General features: G+C 44.5%; 15 protein-coding genes. 7 read left to right on the top strand and 8 right to left on the bottom strand.

The window, feature by feature from the left end; translation table 11 throughout:
* Positions 1 to 107 precede the first annotated feature (107 nt).
* Complete coding sequence (locus ACPUEK_RS09425; protein WP_425643009.1) at positions 108 to 983, top strand: DMT family transporter; 876 nt, start codon at positions 108 to 110, stop codon at positions 981 to 983.
* Here ACPUEK_RS09425 and ACPUEK_RS09430 read toward each other — a convergent pair.
* The 4 genes from ACPUEK_RS09430 to ACPUEK_RS09445 all read right to left on the bottom strand — a co-directional run bounded on the left by ACPUEK_RS09430 (position 955) and on the right by ACPUEK_RS09445 (position 6,374).
* Positions 955 to 1,632 (bottom strand): response regulator, encoded by a 678-nt coding sequence (locus ACPUEK_RS09430; protein WP_082866035.1) that lies wholly within the window; start codon positions 1,630 to 1,632, stop codon positions 955 to 957. The two genes, ACPUEK_RS09425 and ACPUEK_RS09430, sit on opposite strands and share 29 nt — an antisense overlap.
* The gene (locus ACPUEK_RS09435; RefSeq protein ID WP_082866034.1) at positions 1,629 to 3,236 is read right to left on the bottom strand and encodes a sensor histidine kinase; all 1,608 of its coding nucleotides are present in this window, start codon (positions 3,234 to 3,236) and stop codon (positions 1,629 to 1,631) included. The genes ACPUEK_RS09430 and ACPUEK_RS09435 overlap by 4 nt, the downstream gene beginning before the upstream one ends.
* 67 nt (positions 3,237 to 3,303) lie before the next feature.
* Positions 3,304 to 4,590, bottom strand: a complete 1,287-nt coding sequence (locus tag ACPUEK_RS09440) for a 2-hydroxycarboxylate transporter family protein (protein WP_067036844.1) — start codon at positions 4,588 to 4,590, stop codon at positions 3,304 to 3,306.
* A gap of 212 nt (positions 4,591 to 4,802) precedes the next feature.
* Complete coding sequence (locus tag ACPUEK_RS09445) at positions 4,803 to 6,374, bottom strand: methyl-accepting chemotaxis protein (protein WP_156489002.1); 1,572 nt, start codon at positions 6,372 to 6,374, stop codon at positions 4,803 to 4,805.
* Positions 6,375 to 6,610: 236 nt separating this feature from the next.
* Between ACPUEK_RS09445 and ACPUEK_RS09450 the strand changes: the two genes are divergently transcribed.
* On the top strand, positions 6,611 to 7,645 hold the full coding sequence (locus tag ACPUEK_RS09450) for a pirin family protein (RefSeq protein WP_425643010.1): 1,035 nt from the start codon (positions 6,611 to 6,613) through the stop codon (positions 7,643 to 7,645).
* 4 nt (positions 7,646 to 7,649) lie between these two features.
* On the opposite strand, the gene ACPUEK_RS09455 is transcribed toward ACPUEK_RS09450, so the two are convergent.
* Entirely contained in the window at positions 7,650 to 8,048 is a 399-nt protein-coding gene (locus tag ACPUEK_RS09455) for a GtrA family protein (RefSeq protein WP_425643011.1), read from the bottom strand.
* Positions 8,049 to 8,221: 173 nt separating this feature from the next.
* Here ACPUEK_RS09455 and ACPUEK_RS09460 point away from each other — a divergent pair, with 173 nt between their 5' ends.
* The 3 genes from ACPUEK_RS09460 to ACPUEK_RS09470 are packed head-to-tail and all read left to right on the top strand — an operon-like array spanning position 8,222 to position 9,688.
* Entirely contained in the window at positions 8,222 to 9,106 is an 885-nt protein-coding gene (locus ACPUEK_RS09460) for an EamA family transporter (RefSeq protein ID WP_425643012.1), read from the top strand.
* Between the two features lie 12 nt (positions 9,107 to 9,118).
* On the top strand, positions 9,119 to 9,466 hold the full coding sequence (locus tag ACPUEK_RS09465; RefSeq protein ID WP_067036856.1) for a VOC family protein: 348 nt from the start codon (positions 9,119 to 9,121) through the stop codon (positions 9,464 to 9,466).
* 15 nt (positions 9,467 to 9,481) lie between these two features.
* Entirely contained in the window at positions 9,482 to 9,688 is a 207-nt protein-coding gene (locus tag ACPUEK_RS09470; RefSeq protein ID WP_082866033.1) for a CPXCG motif-containing cysteine-rich protein, read from the top strand.
* Here ACPUEK_RS09470 and ACPUEK_RS09475 read toward each other — a convergent pair.
* The 3 genes from ACPUEK_RS09475 to ACPUEK_RS09485 form a co-directional block, all read right to left on the bottom strand.
* Complete coding sequence (locus ACPUEK_RS09475) at positions 9,680 to 10,081, bottom strand: DUF2721 domain-containing protein (protein WP_067036859.1); 402 nt, start codon at positions 10,079 to 10,081, stop codon at positions 9,680 to 9,682. The two genes, ACPUEK_RS09470 and ACPUEK_RS09475, sit on opposite strands and share 9 nt — an antisense overlap.
* A gap of 116 nt (positions 10,082 to 10,197) precedes the next feature.
* Positions 10,198 to 11,217, bottom strand: a complete 1,020-nt coding sequence (locus ACPUEK_RS09480) for an asparaginase (RefSeq protein WP_067214492.1) — start codon at positions 11,215 to 11,217, stop codon at positions 10,198 to 10,200.
* A 16-nt stretch (positions 11,218 to 11,233) separates the two neighbouring features.
* Positions 11,234 to 12,637 (bottom strand): aspartate ammonia-lyase, encoded by a 1,404-nt coding sequence (locus ACPUEK_RS09485; protein ID WP_425643013.1) that lies wholly within the window; start codon positions 12,635 to 12,637, stop codon positions 11,234 to 11,236.
* A 296-nt stretch (positions 12,638 to 12,933) separates the two neighbouring features.
* On the opposite strand from ACPUEK_RS09485, the gene ACPUEK_RS09490 reads away from it, so the two are divergent.
* A complete protein-coding gene (locus ACPUEK_RS09490; protein ID WP_425643014.1) occupies positions 12,934 to 13,746 on the top strand; it encodes a helix-turn-helix domain-containing protein in 813 nt (270 codons plus the stop codon).
* A 31-nt stretch (positions 13,747 to 13,777) separates the two neighbouring features.
* Positions 13,778 to 15,022: an amidase family protein gene (locus ACPUEK_RS09495; RefSeq protein ID WP_082866032.1), complete on the top strand. Its 1,245-nt coding sequence runs from the start codon at positions 13,778 to 13,780 to the stop codon at positions 15,020 to 15,022.
* Positions 15,023 to 15,051: the final 29 nt, after the last annotated feature.

Genomic DNA, 15,051 nt, shown 5'->3' on the forward strand with positions numbered 1-15,051 from the left:
CATTGCAAAAAAGTATCTTTTACAAAAGATACTTGATTTAAAGACGCTATGGCAATATCTTTTAAAAAAGTATCTTTTTTAAAAGATAAAATTTCATGTGAGGCTCTATGTACCCATTTTTACTTGCTGCGTTAGCTCCGATTTTGTGGGGCAGTACGTATGCTGCTGTTGGCTTGTTTTTAACGGATATGACACCTCTTTGGGTGGCTGTCTGGCGTGCACTGGGAGCGGGAGTTTTTCTGCTTTTCTTTGTTCGTCGATTACCTAGAATGTCTTTGAGTAAGGTATTTATTTTAGGTTTTTTTAATATAGGCTTATTCTTCATCTTGCTGATGACCGCAGCTTATCGCTTGCCTGGTGGTGTAGTGGGCACATTGGGTGCGACCTTACCTTTACTGCTCATTATTATTCAGTGGTTGATACAAGGGAAGCGTCCACAGCTGAAAGCGACCATCAGTGCTATGGTTGGCTTGGCTGGGGTGATTCTGTTGTTGAACCCTTCAGCAGACCTCGACCCCATCGGTGTGGCTTGTGCTTTAGCTGCGGTACTGTTTGTTGCGATTGCCAGCTTATTGACTAAGCATTGGCAAGTATCCGATATATTAGGGGTGGCGACATGGCAATTGCTAATGGCTGGTGTACTTTTGGTGCCGGTTGCCTGGTTCTTTGAGGGGGCACCAATGCCTGTTGGCGCCGATGAGCTACCTGGGTTGATTTGGTTGGTGATCTTGAATACCGCACTGGGCTATTTAATTGCGGTCAATGCAATAAAGCAAGTCGGGCCAAATGCCTTTGGCATGCTGTCCCTGCTTAATCCGATCGTTGCTGTAGGATTAGGCATGTTGATGTTGGACGAGTCGTTAGACCGTTTGCAATGGAGTGGTGTTGTACTCATTATTGGTTCGTTATTAGTGGCGAATATGCGAGTAAAGTATCCATGGTGGAAAAAAGCGGTTAACCGACAATATGATAAAGCTGTTTAGGGCGGCCGCCGGTATTGTAATTAAGGCTCATGCTAACCATGCCTTGCTCTTCTAAATACTCTAAATAGCGTCGGGCTGTGATTCGGCTTAGCTCTAATGCGTCGCCAATTTCTTGGGCTGAGAATGGCTCTTGGCGCTGTTTAATGTGCTCAACCATAGTTGCAAGTGTTGTGGCGTCTATACCCTTTGGTGTTTTACGGCTTTTGCTTGCTACATTGCTTTTACGCATCAAGTCATCAATTTGAAGTTGATCAATTTGCTCCGACTCCTCGAGTTTTGCTTGAAAAGCAATGAAGTCGTTAAGAGCTTGATGAACACGAGAAAGACGCAGCGGTTTCACAAGATAATCAATCACGCCGAATTGAATTGCCTGAGCGACCATACTGGACTCACGTTCTGCTGTGGTCATGATCACGGAAGCATCAACATTTTGTTGGCGTATTTCTCTTAGCAAACTCATGCCGTCCCCATCGGGCAGTGTAATGTCTAATAAAATGACATCTGGTTGCTGTTTTAAATACTCACGCGTTTCTGTAACAGATTCTGCCGCAGCGATGACCTTAAACAGAGGGTGCTTATTAACCGCTTGTTCTAGTGTGTAGCTTGCTTGTGGATCGTCTTCTACGATCAAAACGGAATATTGAGTCATTGTTCTAGTTCTCGTTTATCTAGGTAAACACTGAATACTGTGGTGTTATGATCACTGCGTTCCCAGTCTAAGGTGCCGTTATATCGGCTTACGATACGGCTCACTAAGTAGAGCCCAAATCCGTGCTCAGGTGCATTTTGTTTGCTACTTACTCCTAAGTCATAGATACGTTGCGCAATCTTTTCATCGACACCTTGGCCACTGTCTTCTACGGTAATCATCAGATAATTCGTTCTATCACTAATGAAAACACTGACTTCGGGGGCTGATTTTATTCTTTTCAGTGCCGCGTCACAGGCATTGTCAATTAAGTTGCCAATTAATGATACTAAATCATCATTGGAAGATTGAGTGTAATTTTTAAGTTGGCTATCTTCGTCTAGTGTGAAATCAATGTTGTGATCGGTTGCGGTATTGTATTTCGCTAACAGCATGCCTGCGACGGTGCTGTTCTCAATACTTCTTACGAGTGCTCCCAGCAGATTCTGATGATGATCACTTTCTTGTTGCAAATAGTCGATCGCGGATTGTGTGTTGCCTGCCTGCAGCAACCCCGAAAGCACATTAAGTTTATTGTTGTGCTCATGGGTCTTGGATCGAAGTTGATTGGCGTAGGCTGAAGTCCTTGCAAGCTCCTGTTCAAGCTCGGACATATTCTGTTCATGATTAAGAACAATCAAGTAACCAGAATGCGTAGCTTCAATTTGTATCGGATACAAGGATGCGGCGAAATCATGTCGGCCTAACGTTACGGAGTGTTTGCTGCGATGGCTTAATGTATCGACGATGAGTAAAGCAAGTGTTTGTGATAACTCATTTAAAGGTAAACCGATGAGCTTATGATGGTCTTGATCTGGTGCTAACCAATAGCATGCCGCATCATTGATGGCTGTCACTTTATGGTGTCGGTCGATGGCGATAATGCCTTCTCTGATGCTGCCAAGTAATAAACTGTGTTCTTTAAAACGCTGTACGATTTCTTCTGGCTCATAGTCTAAAAAAGTACGCTTTAGTTTACTTAATAGTGACAGAGTTAGCAGAATTGCGGCTATGTAAATAAATCCCAACCAAAGCATGGCTTCGAGATAATAATTAAACAATAAGTCCGTTACTGACTGCTCTAAGTAGCCAATACTCACCGCTCCGATCACCTGTTGGTTTTCAATAATAGGTGCAAAGTTACGGATGGCTGATCCAAGCGTCCCAGTAGCAACAGTGGTACGGGTGAGGCCTTTTTCTAAGGTCGGATAGATATCGTTCCCTTGGAAACGCTTTCCGACACGCTGGGTTAGCGGGTGACTTAAACGAATGGCCTGTTGGTCAGTTATGACAATATAAGACGCGTCAGTTTTTGCGCGGATTGTTTCAATATAGTCTTGCAGTGACTGATCAATGCCTTGGTTAGAGCGCCTAACTGCTTGGATGATATGGCTGTCTTCCGCGAGAACACTTGCCAACTCTGTACCTCGTTGGCTGATACCATCTAAATACGTTTGTTTGGTAACAAAGACTAATAACGCACCCGACACAGCAATAATCAGCGTGATGGTAATCAGTATGATGGCTGTTAAATAGGATTTCAGAGTCATGGTATTAGCGGTCATGGGCGAATACCTAGCATTATAGGGGAGGAGTGAGGGTCCTCATAGAGGACCCTTGGAATAGTCTTATTTACGCCAATAATTGAATGGCAAAAGTAGCCAGAATTAGCATAAAGGCGCCGCCAATACGGGAAGAGATCTGAGCGAACGGCATTAATTGCATACGCTTGCTTGCGGCGAGTACTGCAACATCACCAGTTCCGCCCATGTTTGCCATGCATAATCCGCCAGTAATGGCCGATTCGATAGGGTAGAAGCCCATGAGACGACCCACTAGACCCGCACCAATGGCCGCGCCAAGTACCGTCGCAAAAACCATCGCAAAGTACATCGGCGTTAACGCATCAATGATCTGATTTAAGTCGGTGTAGGCAACACCGATGCCGACCAGCAGTGCAGGTGTTAAGTTGCCAACCACAAAGGTGTACCAAGCATGCGCGGCTTTTTCGAGGCGCTCAGGCATTAAACCAGACACTTTGATAAGCGCAATTGAAAGGATCATCAGCGCGTAGGTGTGCATGCTGATGATATTCGACAGCAGTGTACCTAAGAAGAACATACTGATGGCAATTAGTGCGCCCATGCCTAATTTCTTAACATCTAATATATCGCCAGTACCTGATTTGTCTTCTAGATCAGGGGCATCACCGCGGATTAACTCTCCGTTACCTGTCCAGCTAGGCTTTATTTGACCTACTTTGTTAAGAAGACCAGCGATCACGATGGCAATGGCGTTACCAATGGCGAGCGCTGGGACCATTTGAGACATTAAGGTAGAAGTGTCCATACCGGTACGACCAGACATGATTTCGACCAGAGGTACAGCACCTGCACCCATGCCGCCACCCATGATAGGCAAGGCAATTAGCATCAGTGATTCAAATAAGTTTTTGCCAAAGAATAAGCCTATGACACCCGCAAACAAGAAGGAAACAGATACCGCTCCTAAAATAACAGGGATGTATTTTAACGCGGCTTTTTTGAGAGTATCCGTACTCATTCCTAAAATCGAGCCCGTTACTAGACTGGCAACGTAGAACGATAAGAAACCACCGCTTTTAGTAAAGGTGGTGATTTGCTGTTCGATCTCACCGGAAAGGAACCCCGAATGGAATAGGTAAGAGGAGCCAAAGATGACAACAATGGCACCACCACCAAAGAACTGGTTGATGATAGGTGTTCGATCACCAAGGTAGTTTAGAATATAACCAACAATGACCATGGCACCTAATGCGCCGATCATGCCACCAGGAAGTTGGTTAAAAAACGTTGCCAGCAGAATCACGAACGCCGCGATTAACAGGACAATTTTAACCTCACGTTGGTCGTTCGAAGGTAGTGCTTCGTTATTAATCATGGAAGATACTCTCTATTTTGTGTTTATTATTAGAGCGCAGTCTACCAATCTCTCTGAGAGACAGAAGTCTGGAGTTACTTAAGAAAGTAAAAGGTGGAATTGAAACTTTTGTAATCAAAAGAAAGCCTAAAGATGATACAACGGCCGTTGTAACATCTTTGTTTTTCGATAGGCATGATGCGTTATGTCAGTTTGCCATACACCGCTAATGGTTAATTGTACTCGGCTTTGAAGCCAATGCGGAAGCCGCCCCAGTGCTTGCCATTGACGTAAATCGGGATCGATAAATCATGTAAAATATCGCCGGTATCACGCTTGTAGGTTTGCATTAGAAATGTATCAGTGTGACTGCCGCAACGACGCCCTGTTGGGTCGTCAAAGATACGTTTCGTGCGGTTGTTTACTAAGTCTCTTTCGTAATCACCGGTTAATGGTTGGCTATAGCGACGGTTGTGTGTGGGAAAATAACCTTTTCGATCGACTGCACCAGCATAGAGGATATGCGAATTCCGATCGAGAATAGGCTCTTGAATGTTAGGTAGATATTGATCTGTCAGTTGATCGTAGCTGGTGGAAAACTTAGTCGGATTGGTGTTTGTTATGGGTTGGTATTGTTCAGAAAACAACGCGCCTTGATTCAATTTGCCATCTTTAATCCAAGACTCAAAAAGTGCGCCAATTTGTTTCGCAGCGATCCTGCCTTCCTCAAGCGTGGTGCTAAAGAAGTTGTCATGAGGAATGCCATCTAAGGCTAAGAATACGCTTTCGGTTCCCTGACTTAATGAGCCAGCTTGGTTTGAAAGCTCTTCACTTCGACGTGACAGCGTCGCTAGTGAAGCACTGATGTCATCAATGGATTTGTTAATTTGTAGGCTAGTAGATTGAAAGCCAAGACTCGACTGTTTGATTTCTTCCATCGACTTCGAGGCGGTTTTGACATCTTGAGTGATGCCTAAAAATGTGTCAGTGACTTCGCTCAGCTCAGCTTCTAAATGCTGGCTTTGCTCAGTAACATTAGCCATGTCATCACGTGTTCTAAGCGTATTTTCACGCACTTCAGTCAGCATGTCTGCAATTTGTTGTGAGGCATCGGCACTTTTTGCAGCTAAGGTCCGTACTTCGTCTGCTACTACGGCAAAACCACGCCCTTGCTCACCCGCACGAGCGGCTTCAATCGCGGCATTGAGGGCCAGTAGATTCGTTTGCTCTGAGACGCCTTTGATCACATCAGTAATGGTTTCGATATCATCAGCACTTTGTTTCAGTCGCTCAAGCTGCTCGGAAGCACTGTTAACGGCGGTCGTGAGTGCTACAACACGCTCAGCACCTTCTCTTAATTGGTGCTCTGATTGTGATGCCGCCACAGCCGTTTGTTCCATCGTACTGTTTACCGTCACAATATGATTTGCGAGTTGCTCGCCGTTATTACTCAGATCTGTCGTTGCCTCTGAAATCTGCTGGCTGTGTTGTTCTACTTCTTGAATATTCTGCGTCAAGCTGTCTACAGCAAAAGAGACTTCTGCGGAACCAATGGCCATTTGTGAGGCGGTTGCAGAGACTGATGACGCGACTTTTCCTGAATGGCCAACTGAAGAAGTGCTGAGTTGAGTAGAGGAAGCCGATTGATCTTTGAAGTAACGTTGATGACTTAGCATTGCAATAATGCCGTTCAAGGCGCATATAAGTGTCGTGCCAACGGCATACCACATAGGAATGTTTGCATAAAAAAACGCAGCAATGGAAACGCCTGCCATAATAAATGTTGCTATCCAAATACGTACCATGAGGTACTCTCCAGTCTATTATTTTTTTGCTAGTCTTTCTTAGTTTCTTTATGGCGGTCAACACATTACATAGCGCTTAAGACGAAAGTCTTATCCCAACGCTAACATAAGAAATTTAGCTCATACTTGATTTGGAACATAATTCATAGAGTATGAAAGTCTCGTGCAGAGTGTCGAATCTTAGGGGGGCTTGGGATAGTCTTATAGAAATACGTTTACTTTGATAAGGAATTACCATGTCAGCTTCCATAAAGCAGCGATTAAAGTTGGAAATGTTTTGGCCTACCTTTGATCCATTTCTATTTTGCGCTTTTCACAACGATGATTTTCCCAAAGGAAATGGTCAGCTTGGCCCAGCGGCGTCATTGTCGGGCCGTCAAATAGGACAAGACTTCGCTGGTATCAATGGCTGGCGTATGTATCACGGTAGTAAAGTGCCTGGTTTTCCCGCTCACCCACATCGTGGGTTTGAAACCGTGACCATTGTCAATGAAGGCTTTGTTGATCATGCCGATTCTATGGGCGCAGCAGGGCGCTATGGTGAAGGTGATACACAATGGATGACCGCAGGGAAAGGTGTGCAGCATTCTGAAATGTTCCCTTTAGTCTACGAAGACAAGCCAAATCCAATCGAGCTGTTCCAAATTTGGTTAAATTTACCGGCCAAAAGCAAAATGGTGGAGCCCCACTTTGCTATGCTTTGGAATGAGCAAACACCAGTCATCGATGTGACTGATGAGCAAGGCAATAAAGCACAAGTAAAGGTGGTGGCAGGGGATTATCGCTTACCAAGTGGCGAGATTAAGTCTGCTTTGACGCCGCCACCCGACTCATGGGCTGGAGAGGCTAATAATGAAGTGGCTATTTGGATCATAGATCTTGATCCACACGCTCATTGGGTATTGCCTGCCGCCGCCGCTGACTTAAGTCGTACGCTGTATTTCTTTGAAGGCCAAACGGGCGAGTTAGACGGTGAGTCTATCACCATAAAAGAAGCCTTGGTGCTGATCAGTGATGCATCGATTGTGCTTAAAAACACAGGGACAGAGAAGGCTCGATTCTTGCTGCTTCAAGGACGTCCAATTGATGAACCTGTTCAGCAGCACGGCCCTTTCGTCATGAATACTCGACAAGAATTGCAGCAAGCGTTCTTTGATTTCCAGAACACGCAATTTGGTGGTTGGTCTTGGCCAGATAACGACCAGACCCATGGTGACGGCGCTGGTCGCTTCGCAAGATATGCAGACGGTCGTGTAGAAACGCCTGAGTAAAACATTATGCTTTGAATACCCAAAACTTGGACAGGGAGAAGTTAACTAACATACCGGCAAGGACGCCAGGAACCATAGCAACATAAGGGAAGAGAGCATAATGAGAAAGTTCCAGCTGTTCTCCTAACCACATAGCGTATACAAAAATTCCCCAGTTTGGGATAAAGCCGATTAAAGATGCTAAGAAAAACTTTCCCCATTGCTGATGCGGCTTTTCTAGATGATTGGCGTCCTGAAAAGTAAAGATGCGGTTAAACCACCAGTTCGAGGTCACGGCCACCCAAAAGGAAATGGCTCTAGCAGTTGGATAGGGTAGCCAATGGGAGCAAAACCACAGTACGCACGCATCGACTAGAAAGCCGATACTTCCTACGATACCAAATTTAATAAATTGTTTTTTCACAACAGTTGATCACTTAACGATTAGAGGTGCATGAAAAAGCTTAAAAGCCTTTTAATTGATGTATTTGTATTTCGAGAAGTTATCTATAGAATTCTTATTATTCCTTTTACAAATAATAAGATAGATAGCATTCTTGACACTAATACATTAAAGATTGGGAAGAATACTTCGACATGTGGATCTTTGTCACTTTATTTGCGGCAGCTTGCCAAGCAATGCGCACCGCGCATCAAAAAACATTGTCCCAAGAGCAGGGGTTTTTACATGCAACCATGGCGCGATCGTTGTATGGCTTACCATTGGTGACGTTGTATTTATTCGTTTGTTGGTTTGCTTTGGGCAGTATTTCATTTCCTCTAGCGTGGCAATTTGTAGGCTACGCTACTGTATGCGCAATTGCTCAGGTGTTTGCAACCTATCTAATGCTAAGAGTCTTTCAATCAGGGAGCTTTGCGCTTGGCACGTTGTTGGCCAAAACGGAAGCCGTATTGGCCGCACTGATTGGCATCCCGTTGCTTCATCATTCGCTGAGCTTTATGGCGTGGATGGGGATTGTGTTGGGGGTATTTGGCGCATTAGTTATGAGTATTCGCTTAGAAAATCTGCGTCATGCGCATAAGGATCTGTCTCTGATTGCGGGGTTAGGAAGTGGTTTCTGTTTTGCGATAACGTCGGTCACTGCATCACTTGCCAGTCACTCTTTAGAGGGTTCAATTATTACCAGTGCTGGCGCGACGCTCTGGTATGTTCTAGCTTTACAGTCAGTGATCTTATGTACGATTCAAATTGTGTTAACGAAAGATTTAAAAGCCCCGATAAACCGCTCGGTAAAATTAAGCTGTAAAGTGGGTATATTGAGCTCATTAGGTTCTATAGGCTGGTTCACGGGCTTTGCTTTAGTAAATCCTGCGTTGGTGAAAACACTCGGGCAGGCAGAGATTTTAGGTACATTGTATCTTTCAAAATGTCGCTTTAATGAGCGTATTTCTTCCCAGCAATGGTTTGGAGGTGTGATGATTTTGGGAAGTGTGGTGTTAGTTACCATGGCAACCATTTAGAGGGGTAATGTAGTGCAATCTAATCATATTAACTATGTAGAGCTACCCGCTCAGCATTTAGAAGCCAACAAAACATTTTTTGAAACGGTTTTTGGTTGGGTGTTCGAAGATTTTGGCCCTGATTACAGTGCCTTTTCAAACTCAGGCTTGGACGGTGGTTTTTTTCGTGCAGAGTTTACCTCTAGACCACAAAGTGGCGCCGCCTTGGTCGTACTGTACAGCAATGATTTGGCTCAGACTTTGGCACGTGTCGAATCCCATGGCGGAACGATCGAGCAGCCTATTTTTGAGTTCCCAGGTGGGCGGCGCTTTCATTTCCTCGATCCAAGCGGTAATGAATGGGCAGTTTGGTCAAAATAATCAAATGGAGTAGGCATGCTGAATATATTATCCAATGAACTGGTAGATTGTCCTTATTGCGGCGAAACCATTGAAGTAGTGGTTGAATTCATGGACGAAAGCTATGAGTACACAGAAGATTGCCAAGTGTGCTGTCGGCCGATTGTGTTCCGTGTTGATATCAGTATCAATGGCGAGCAGACTCTCATGGTCTGCTCAGAGAATGACGCGTTGTCATTTTAGGGTCTTATTATCGACTTTTTTAAAGTTCTGTAGATGAACATCAAGCGCGTCACAAGAAATATTAATTTCGCGAACCGATAAAAACAAAGAATAGAGTAGGCACGCTAAGCTGGCAGCAAAAATATACCCTCCAGCCGTCTCGTATTTCCAGTACAGCGCCATCATTGAGACGACGCATAAACAAAAGCTAATCACACCTGCTTCCTGCATACGACGAATTAAATAAATTCGCTTACGCAAATTAGCGATCTGTTGTTGAGTACCTTCGGTACTGTGTTCTGGATCAAAGTTGCGAATCAGTGATGCGAGTGTGACGAAGCGATTTGTGTAAGCCAGCAGCAACAGCGACACAGCAGGGAACAGCATCGCAGGTGTGGTGAGTGAAATTGTCATAAGTACCTTCCAAAAGAACCAATGGAGGACTAAATCATCCTCGTTGGTAGGGAAGTATACAATCAGTGATACCTAGTTTTAAGGTGATGGCTGCTTATGACCGTTTTGTTCATGATTTAGTCGAGGCTAAATTCACCTGCTAGGGGCGTTTTCCATTGCTGTTGAATGTCTTCGAATGATAGTTCTTGGGCAAGTAGCCAGTGTATCTTCGTAAATGCCCCTTCCAAGGTGATGTCCTTACCGTCCAATATCGACAAACGACTTAATAGAGAACCCGCAGCGTAAGCTCCTTGTGACGTACCACCATGAGCACATTGAGTGACGTTGACAACAAGTTTCTTTCGTTCTTGCATCGCGGCTAAAAAGGCGACCAAGTTTTGATTAGAATCAGCAATATTCCCTGCACCGTAGGTTTGCATGATGACCGCTTTACATTGATCATCGTTTAAGAAGCCTTGGTAGGCACTCGATGGCAAACTGGGGTGCAATACTAATACACCAACACTGTCTGCTTTGAATTCATAGTGACGTGGTGGCGGCGTACAAGTGTTGCCATCATTTAATTTAACTCTGTCGAATTGCTTGTGAATGGATAGTTTCGCTAAAGGCTCAGCATTAAATGACTGAAATGCAGCGAAGTTATGGCTGCTGAACTTTGTCACCCGGCTACCTTGCATCAAAGAATGATGGAACAAGACCGTGGCGGTTCCAAAGCTGGGTTCTATTGCAATAGACATCGCAGCTTCAAGGTTGCTTACACCATCACTTCGGCTCATACCTAATGGAATCTGTGAGCCCGTTATGATGACGTTTTTATCGCAAGCTCCGAGCATATAAGACAGAGCCGCTGCGGTATAGGCTAACGTATCTGTGCCGTGAAGCACAATGAACCCTGCGTAGTGAGCCCAGTTACCTTGTAAGGTGTCGAAAATTTCACTCCAATTCGACGTCGTGATATTTGAGCTGTCTATCAATGGGCAGAGCTCGATCACATCGAACGCGGGTAAATCGTTCAGACTTTCGCCGAGGCTGGCTTGAATGCGACCTTCAAGGCCCGCTGCAGGGGCTAATCCCTGCTCAGTTTTTGCCATGCCGATGGTGCCACCGGTATAAACGATAAGAAGTTTCTGCGTCACGTTATCTCCTTGGTGATCAGCTTTGTACTTGAGTAGGAGCGATCATTTTTTCTGGCTTCAGTAGCTCATTAAGCTCAGCTTCGGTTAACAGCTGTTCTTCTAGAATAAGCGATTTTATAGTCGCATTGCTTAGCAATGCGCGACGTGCAATGCGTGAAGCGTTCGCATAACCGATATGTGGTACCAAAGCCGTTACGATACCAATGCTATTCTCCACATGAGCTAAACAAGCGTCTTCATTTGCTTCGATACCACGAATACATTTAGTTTCGAGCATCTCACATGCTTGCTTTAGCATCTTTAAAGAATTTAATAAATTATAGATAATCATTGGCTCCATCGCGTTTAGCTGAAGCTGTCCCGCTTCTGCAGCAAGGCTAACGGCTAAGTCGGATGCAATAACTTGATAAGCTGTTTGGTTCATGGCTTCAGGAATCACTGGGTTTACTTTACCAGGCATAATCGATGAACCGGGTTGCATCTCGGGAAGTTTAATTTCGCCAAAGCCCGTGCGAGGCCCACTTGATAATAGGCGTAAATCATTACTTATCTTGCTTAGTTTTATTGCCAAGCGTTTTAAGATACCAGAGAAGAAAACAAATGCCCCCATGTCTGAGGTTGCTTCAACTAGGTTGGAAGCGGGAACTAGAGGCTTTTTCGAGATAGTCGCGAGCTTTTCAATGGCTTTTTTAGAAAAGCCCTCAGGGGTATTAATTCCAGTGCCAATGGCCGTACCGCCTAAGTTTACCTCGCATAGCAAGGCACAAGCTTCATGAATACGGTCAATGTCCTCGCCAAGAGTGACAGCAAAGGCGTCGAATTCTTGACCTAAGGTCATTGGGACAGCGTCTTGAAGTTGAGTACGGCCCATTTTTAAAACGTGTGCAAACGCTTTACCTTTTTCTTCTAATGCACCTTTTAGTGATGTAAGTGCTGGAATGAAGTTGTCGGCAGCAAACTGTATACCTAGGCAAGCAGCGGTAGGGTAGGCATCATTCGTTGATTGGGACTGGTTAACGTGGTCGTTAGGGTGAAGGTATTGATACTCACCTAAGTTGTGCCCCAACTTGCTCAGTGCGATGTTAGCAATGACTTCATTGGCGTTCATATTAGTCGATGTGCCCGCGCCACCTTGAATCACGTCGACAATGAATTGATCATGGTGTTGGCCATTAATGAGATCTTGGCAAGCATATACAATGGCATCGGCTTTTTCATCATCAAGCCGATTAAACTCTTGGTTGGTGCGAGCGGCGGCCGCTTTAACCATGGCCAAAGCTTTGATTAATTCCGGAAAGTGAGAAATCGGTACGCCGGTAATGGAAAAGTTTTGTGATGCACGCAGAGTTTGAATGCCATAATAGGCCTCTGCTGGCACATCTAAATTACCTAATAAATCGTATTCAGAACGAGTATTCATGACAGCATCCTAAAAAAGATGTGCAGCGTATTGGTAATACACTGCACATCAAAGGTGAAAGAGTGAGCTTTACTGAGCAATTCGTTTAAGTAAGTTTTTAAGATCAAAATCTGCAATAGATCTATAAAAACGGTCATTAAGATACTTACTATTGAAACGAATTCGATGCTAAAAAGGGAGTTCGTAAATGGACTTGATATGATGCTCTCTGATGTTTTTTTAACACCAATTAGCACTATTTTTGGGGTTTAACTGCGGGGGTGGACACGTTAGTATGCAAGTAAATGGGGGTGTTTATGAATGAAAGTTTTCCAGAAAACCTAAGGTTACTCTGTAGCTATTATAAATCTATTGCAGACGTGTGCCGACGACTGTCAATTAATCGTCCGCAATTTAACCGCTATTTGAGCGGTACCACCTTTCCCTCAAACAGCACCTTGCGTCGAGTTTGCGATTTTTTTGGGGTTGAGGAGCATGAAATCCTTTTACCTCATAGCCAATTTCGTCGTTTGCTTCAAGTACGTCCAATTGCCGAACAAGAGCCTATCGCATCTACTTTAGAGCAACAATATTTTGATAAGCTGAACAGTATTGGTCAGCATGGTATCGATAAGTACGTGGGCTATTACTTTGAATATTATTTATCGATGGCTTACCCAGGAAAAGTGCTGAGAACATTGGTATGTATAGAGCGCCAAGGAAGTAAAACTTACTACCAACGCACTGAGCGCTTAAAGCCTCGTCGTACTGGCAAGCCCTTTCATGGTATGTACAAAGGTGTTGTTCAGTTTTTGGGAGATCGGATCTTCTTGCACGACTACGAAACACTAACCAATCTCGAAATGACGCAAACGATTTTATACCCCACGTTTAAGAACCGAGTGGATCGACTAACGGGACTGCGCTTAGGTGTGTCAGGAAGTGGAGAACGAATGCCGTGTTGTTCACGTGTGGTTTATGAATTCATTGGCAAAGAGATAAAGCGTAATAAAGTGTTTCCCTTGCTAGGGTTGTATGATTTTGATGATGAACACTTAGATGATGATATTCGTGACTCCATTCGCAATGATATTGCTGAGGGAGAGTGGCATTTTCGAGCGCGCTTCTAAACTCGTGTTTGGCTGATAAGGAGATTTCAGTATGATTGATCATAAAGCGTGGTGTAATCGTGACCTAACAGAGCATCTTAATGCTGTCAGTAATGACATCACAGAGAATAGAGATGCTGTTTTTATAGCGCCTTTTATTGAAGTGGCGGATATAAAAAATAAGCCTTTATCTGGGGCCGTGGTTTCGATTAAAGCCACCTTTGACGTGAAAGGACACTCTTCATCAGGCGGCACGACGTTGCTTAAAGACCGTCCGGCCCAGCAAGACGCTCACGCTGTCGCATTATTAAGAGCTGCTGGCGCAAGCTTAATTGGTCACACGAATATGACTGAGTTGGCCTATTCAGGTGTTGGCTTGAATCCGCATTATGGAACACCTAATAATCCAGTTGTTCCAGGTTGCATACCGGGAGGGTCAACCAGTGGTGGTGCTGTTACTGTCGCAAAGGGAATGGCTGATATTGCGTTGGGAACCGATACGGGGGGATCGTTACGTATCCCCGCCGCTTTTTGTGGATTAACGGGCTTTAAGCCAAGTCAATCAAGTGTTTCGCGAGTAGGGTGCTTACCGTTATCTGACTCATTGGACAGCGTTGGAGTGATGGCGCGAAATGTTGAAACGTGTGAGCTCGCATGGAATGTGCTGACATCGAATAAAGCGTCTCAGCAAGCTGATGCACCTCTTACCCTCGTAGTACCGAAAAATTTTGGCTTTGATGATTTAGATAAAGACATTACTGACGGTTTTAAAGTGGCGCTGGATCACTTAAAAAGTCATGGTGTAGTTGTCCAGCATTGCGATTTATCGTTATTTGAAACGTACAAAGCTTTGCCCGTATGGCAGTTTTCTGCAGTTGAAAGTCGACGCTATTACAAACAGCTGTTCTCGTTAGAGGATGGGCAACTAGACCCGCGTGTGAAGCAACGCATTAAGCGCGGTGAAGGGGTATCAGAGCAAGTATTTATGGAAACGTGCGCTCAACGTAGCGCCTTAATAACACGCTTTCAAAGCGAGCACGCAAATACCGTTTTTTTAATGCCAACTGTTGCTTGCTTACCACCTAAGTTTGATCAGTTCGAATCCGATGAAAATTTTGACCGGATTAATCTGCTTTGTTTAAGAAATACGACGTTTGCTAACGTCATCGACGGATGCAGTATATCCTTGCCATACAGTTTCAATTCTAACGTCATGGGCCTCATGCTGACAGCCATGAATGGTAAAGATCAATCGTTGCTTAAACTTGCCAAAGTCATCGAAACAGCTCTTAGTTAACGGTCATGTTCCTATTAAAACGAACGGTT

This window comes from Marinomonas gallaica (assembly GCF_049821165.1).
Classification (GTDB): Bacteria; Pseudomonadota; Gammaproteobacteria; order Pseudomonadales; family Marinomonadaceae; genus Marinomonas; species Marinomonas gallaica.

Coding starts and splice junctions, on each gene's coding strand:
- ACPUEK_RS09425 (WP_425643009.1), top strand. CDS start 108: ATGTACCCATTTTTACTTGCTGCGTTAGCTCCGATTTTGTGGGGCAGT.
- ACPUEK_RS09430 (WP_082866035.1), bottom strand. CDS start 1,632: ATGACTCAATATTCCGTTTTGATCGTAGAAGACGATCCACAAGCAAGC.
- ACPUEK_RS09435 (WP_082866034.1), bottom strand. CDS start 3,236: ATGACCGCTAATACCATGACTCTGAAATCCTATTTAACAGCCATCATA.
- ACPUEK_RS09440 (WP_067036844.1), bottom strand. CDS start 4,590: ATGATTAATAACGAAGCACTACCTTCGAACGACCAACGTGAGGTTAAA.
- ACPUEK_RS09445 (WP_156489002.1), bottom strand. CDS start 6,374: ATGGTACGTATTTGGATAGCAACATTTATTATGGCAGGCGTTTCCATT.
- ACPUEK_RS09450 (WP_425643010.1), top strand. CDS start 6,611: ATGTCAGCTTCCATAAAGCAGCGATTAAAGTTGGAAATGTTTTGGCCT.
- ACPUEK_RS09460 (WP_425643012.1), top strand. CDS start 8,222: ATGTGGATCTTTGTCACTTTATTTGCGGCAGCTTGCCAAGCAATGCGC.
- ACPUEK_RS09470 (WP_082866033.1), top strand. CDS start 9,482: ATGCTGAATATATTATCCAATGAACTGGTAGATTGTCCTTATTGCGGC.
- ACPUEK_RS09475 (WP_067036859.1), bottom strand. CDS start 10,081: ATGACAATTTCACTCACCACACCTGCGATGCTGTTCCCTGCTGTGTCG.
- ACPUEK_RS09485 (WP_425643013.1), bottom strand. CDS start 12,637: ATGAATACTCGTTCTGAATACGATTTATTAGGTAATTTAGATGTGCCA.
- ACPUEK_RS09490 (WP_425643014.1), top strand. CDS start 12,934: ATGAATGAAAGTTTTCCAGAAAACCTAAGGTTACTCTGTAGCTATTAT.
- ACPUEK_RS09495 (WP_082866032.1), top strand. CDS start 13,778: ATGATTGATCATAAAGCGTGGTGTAATCGTGACCTAACAGAGCATCTT.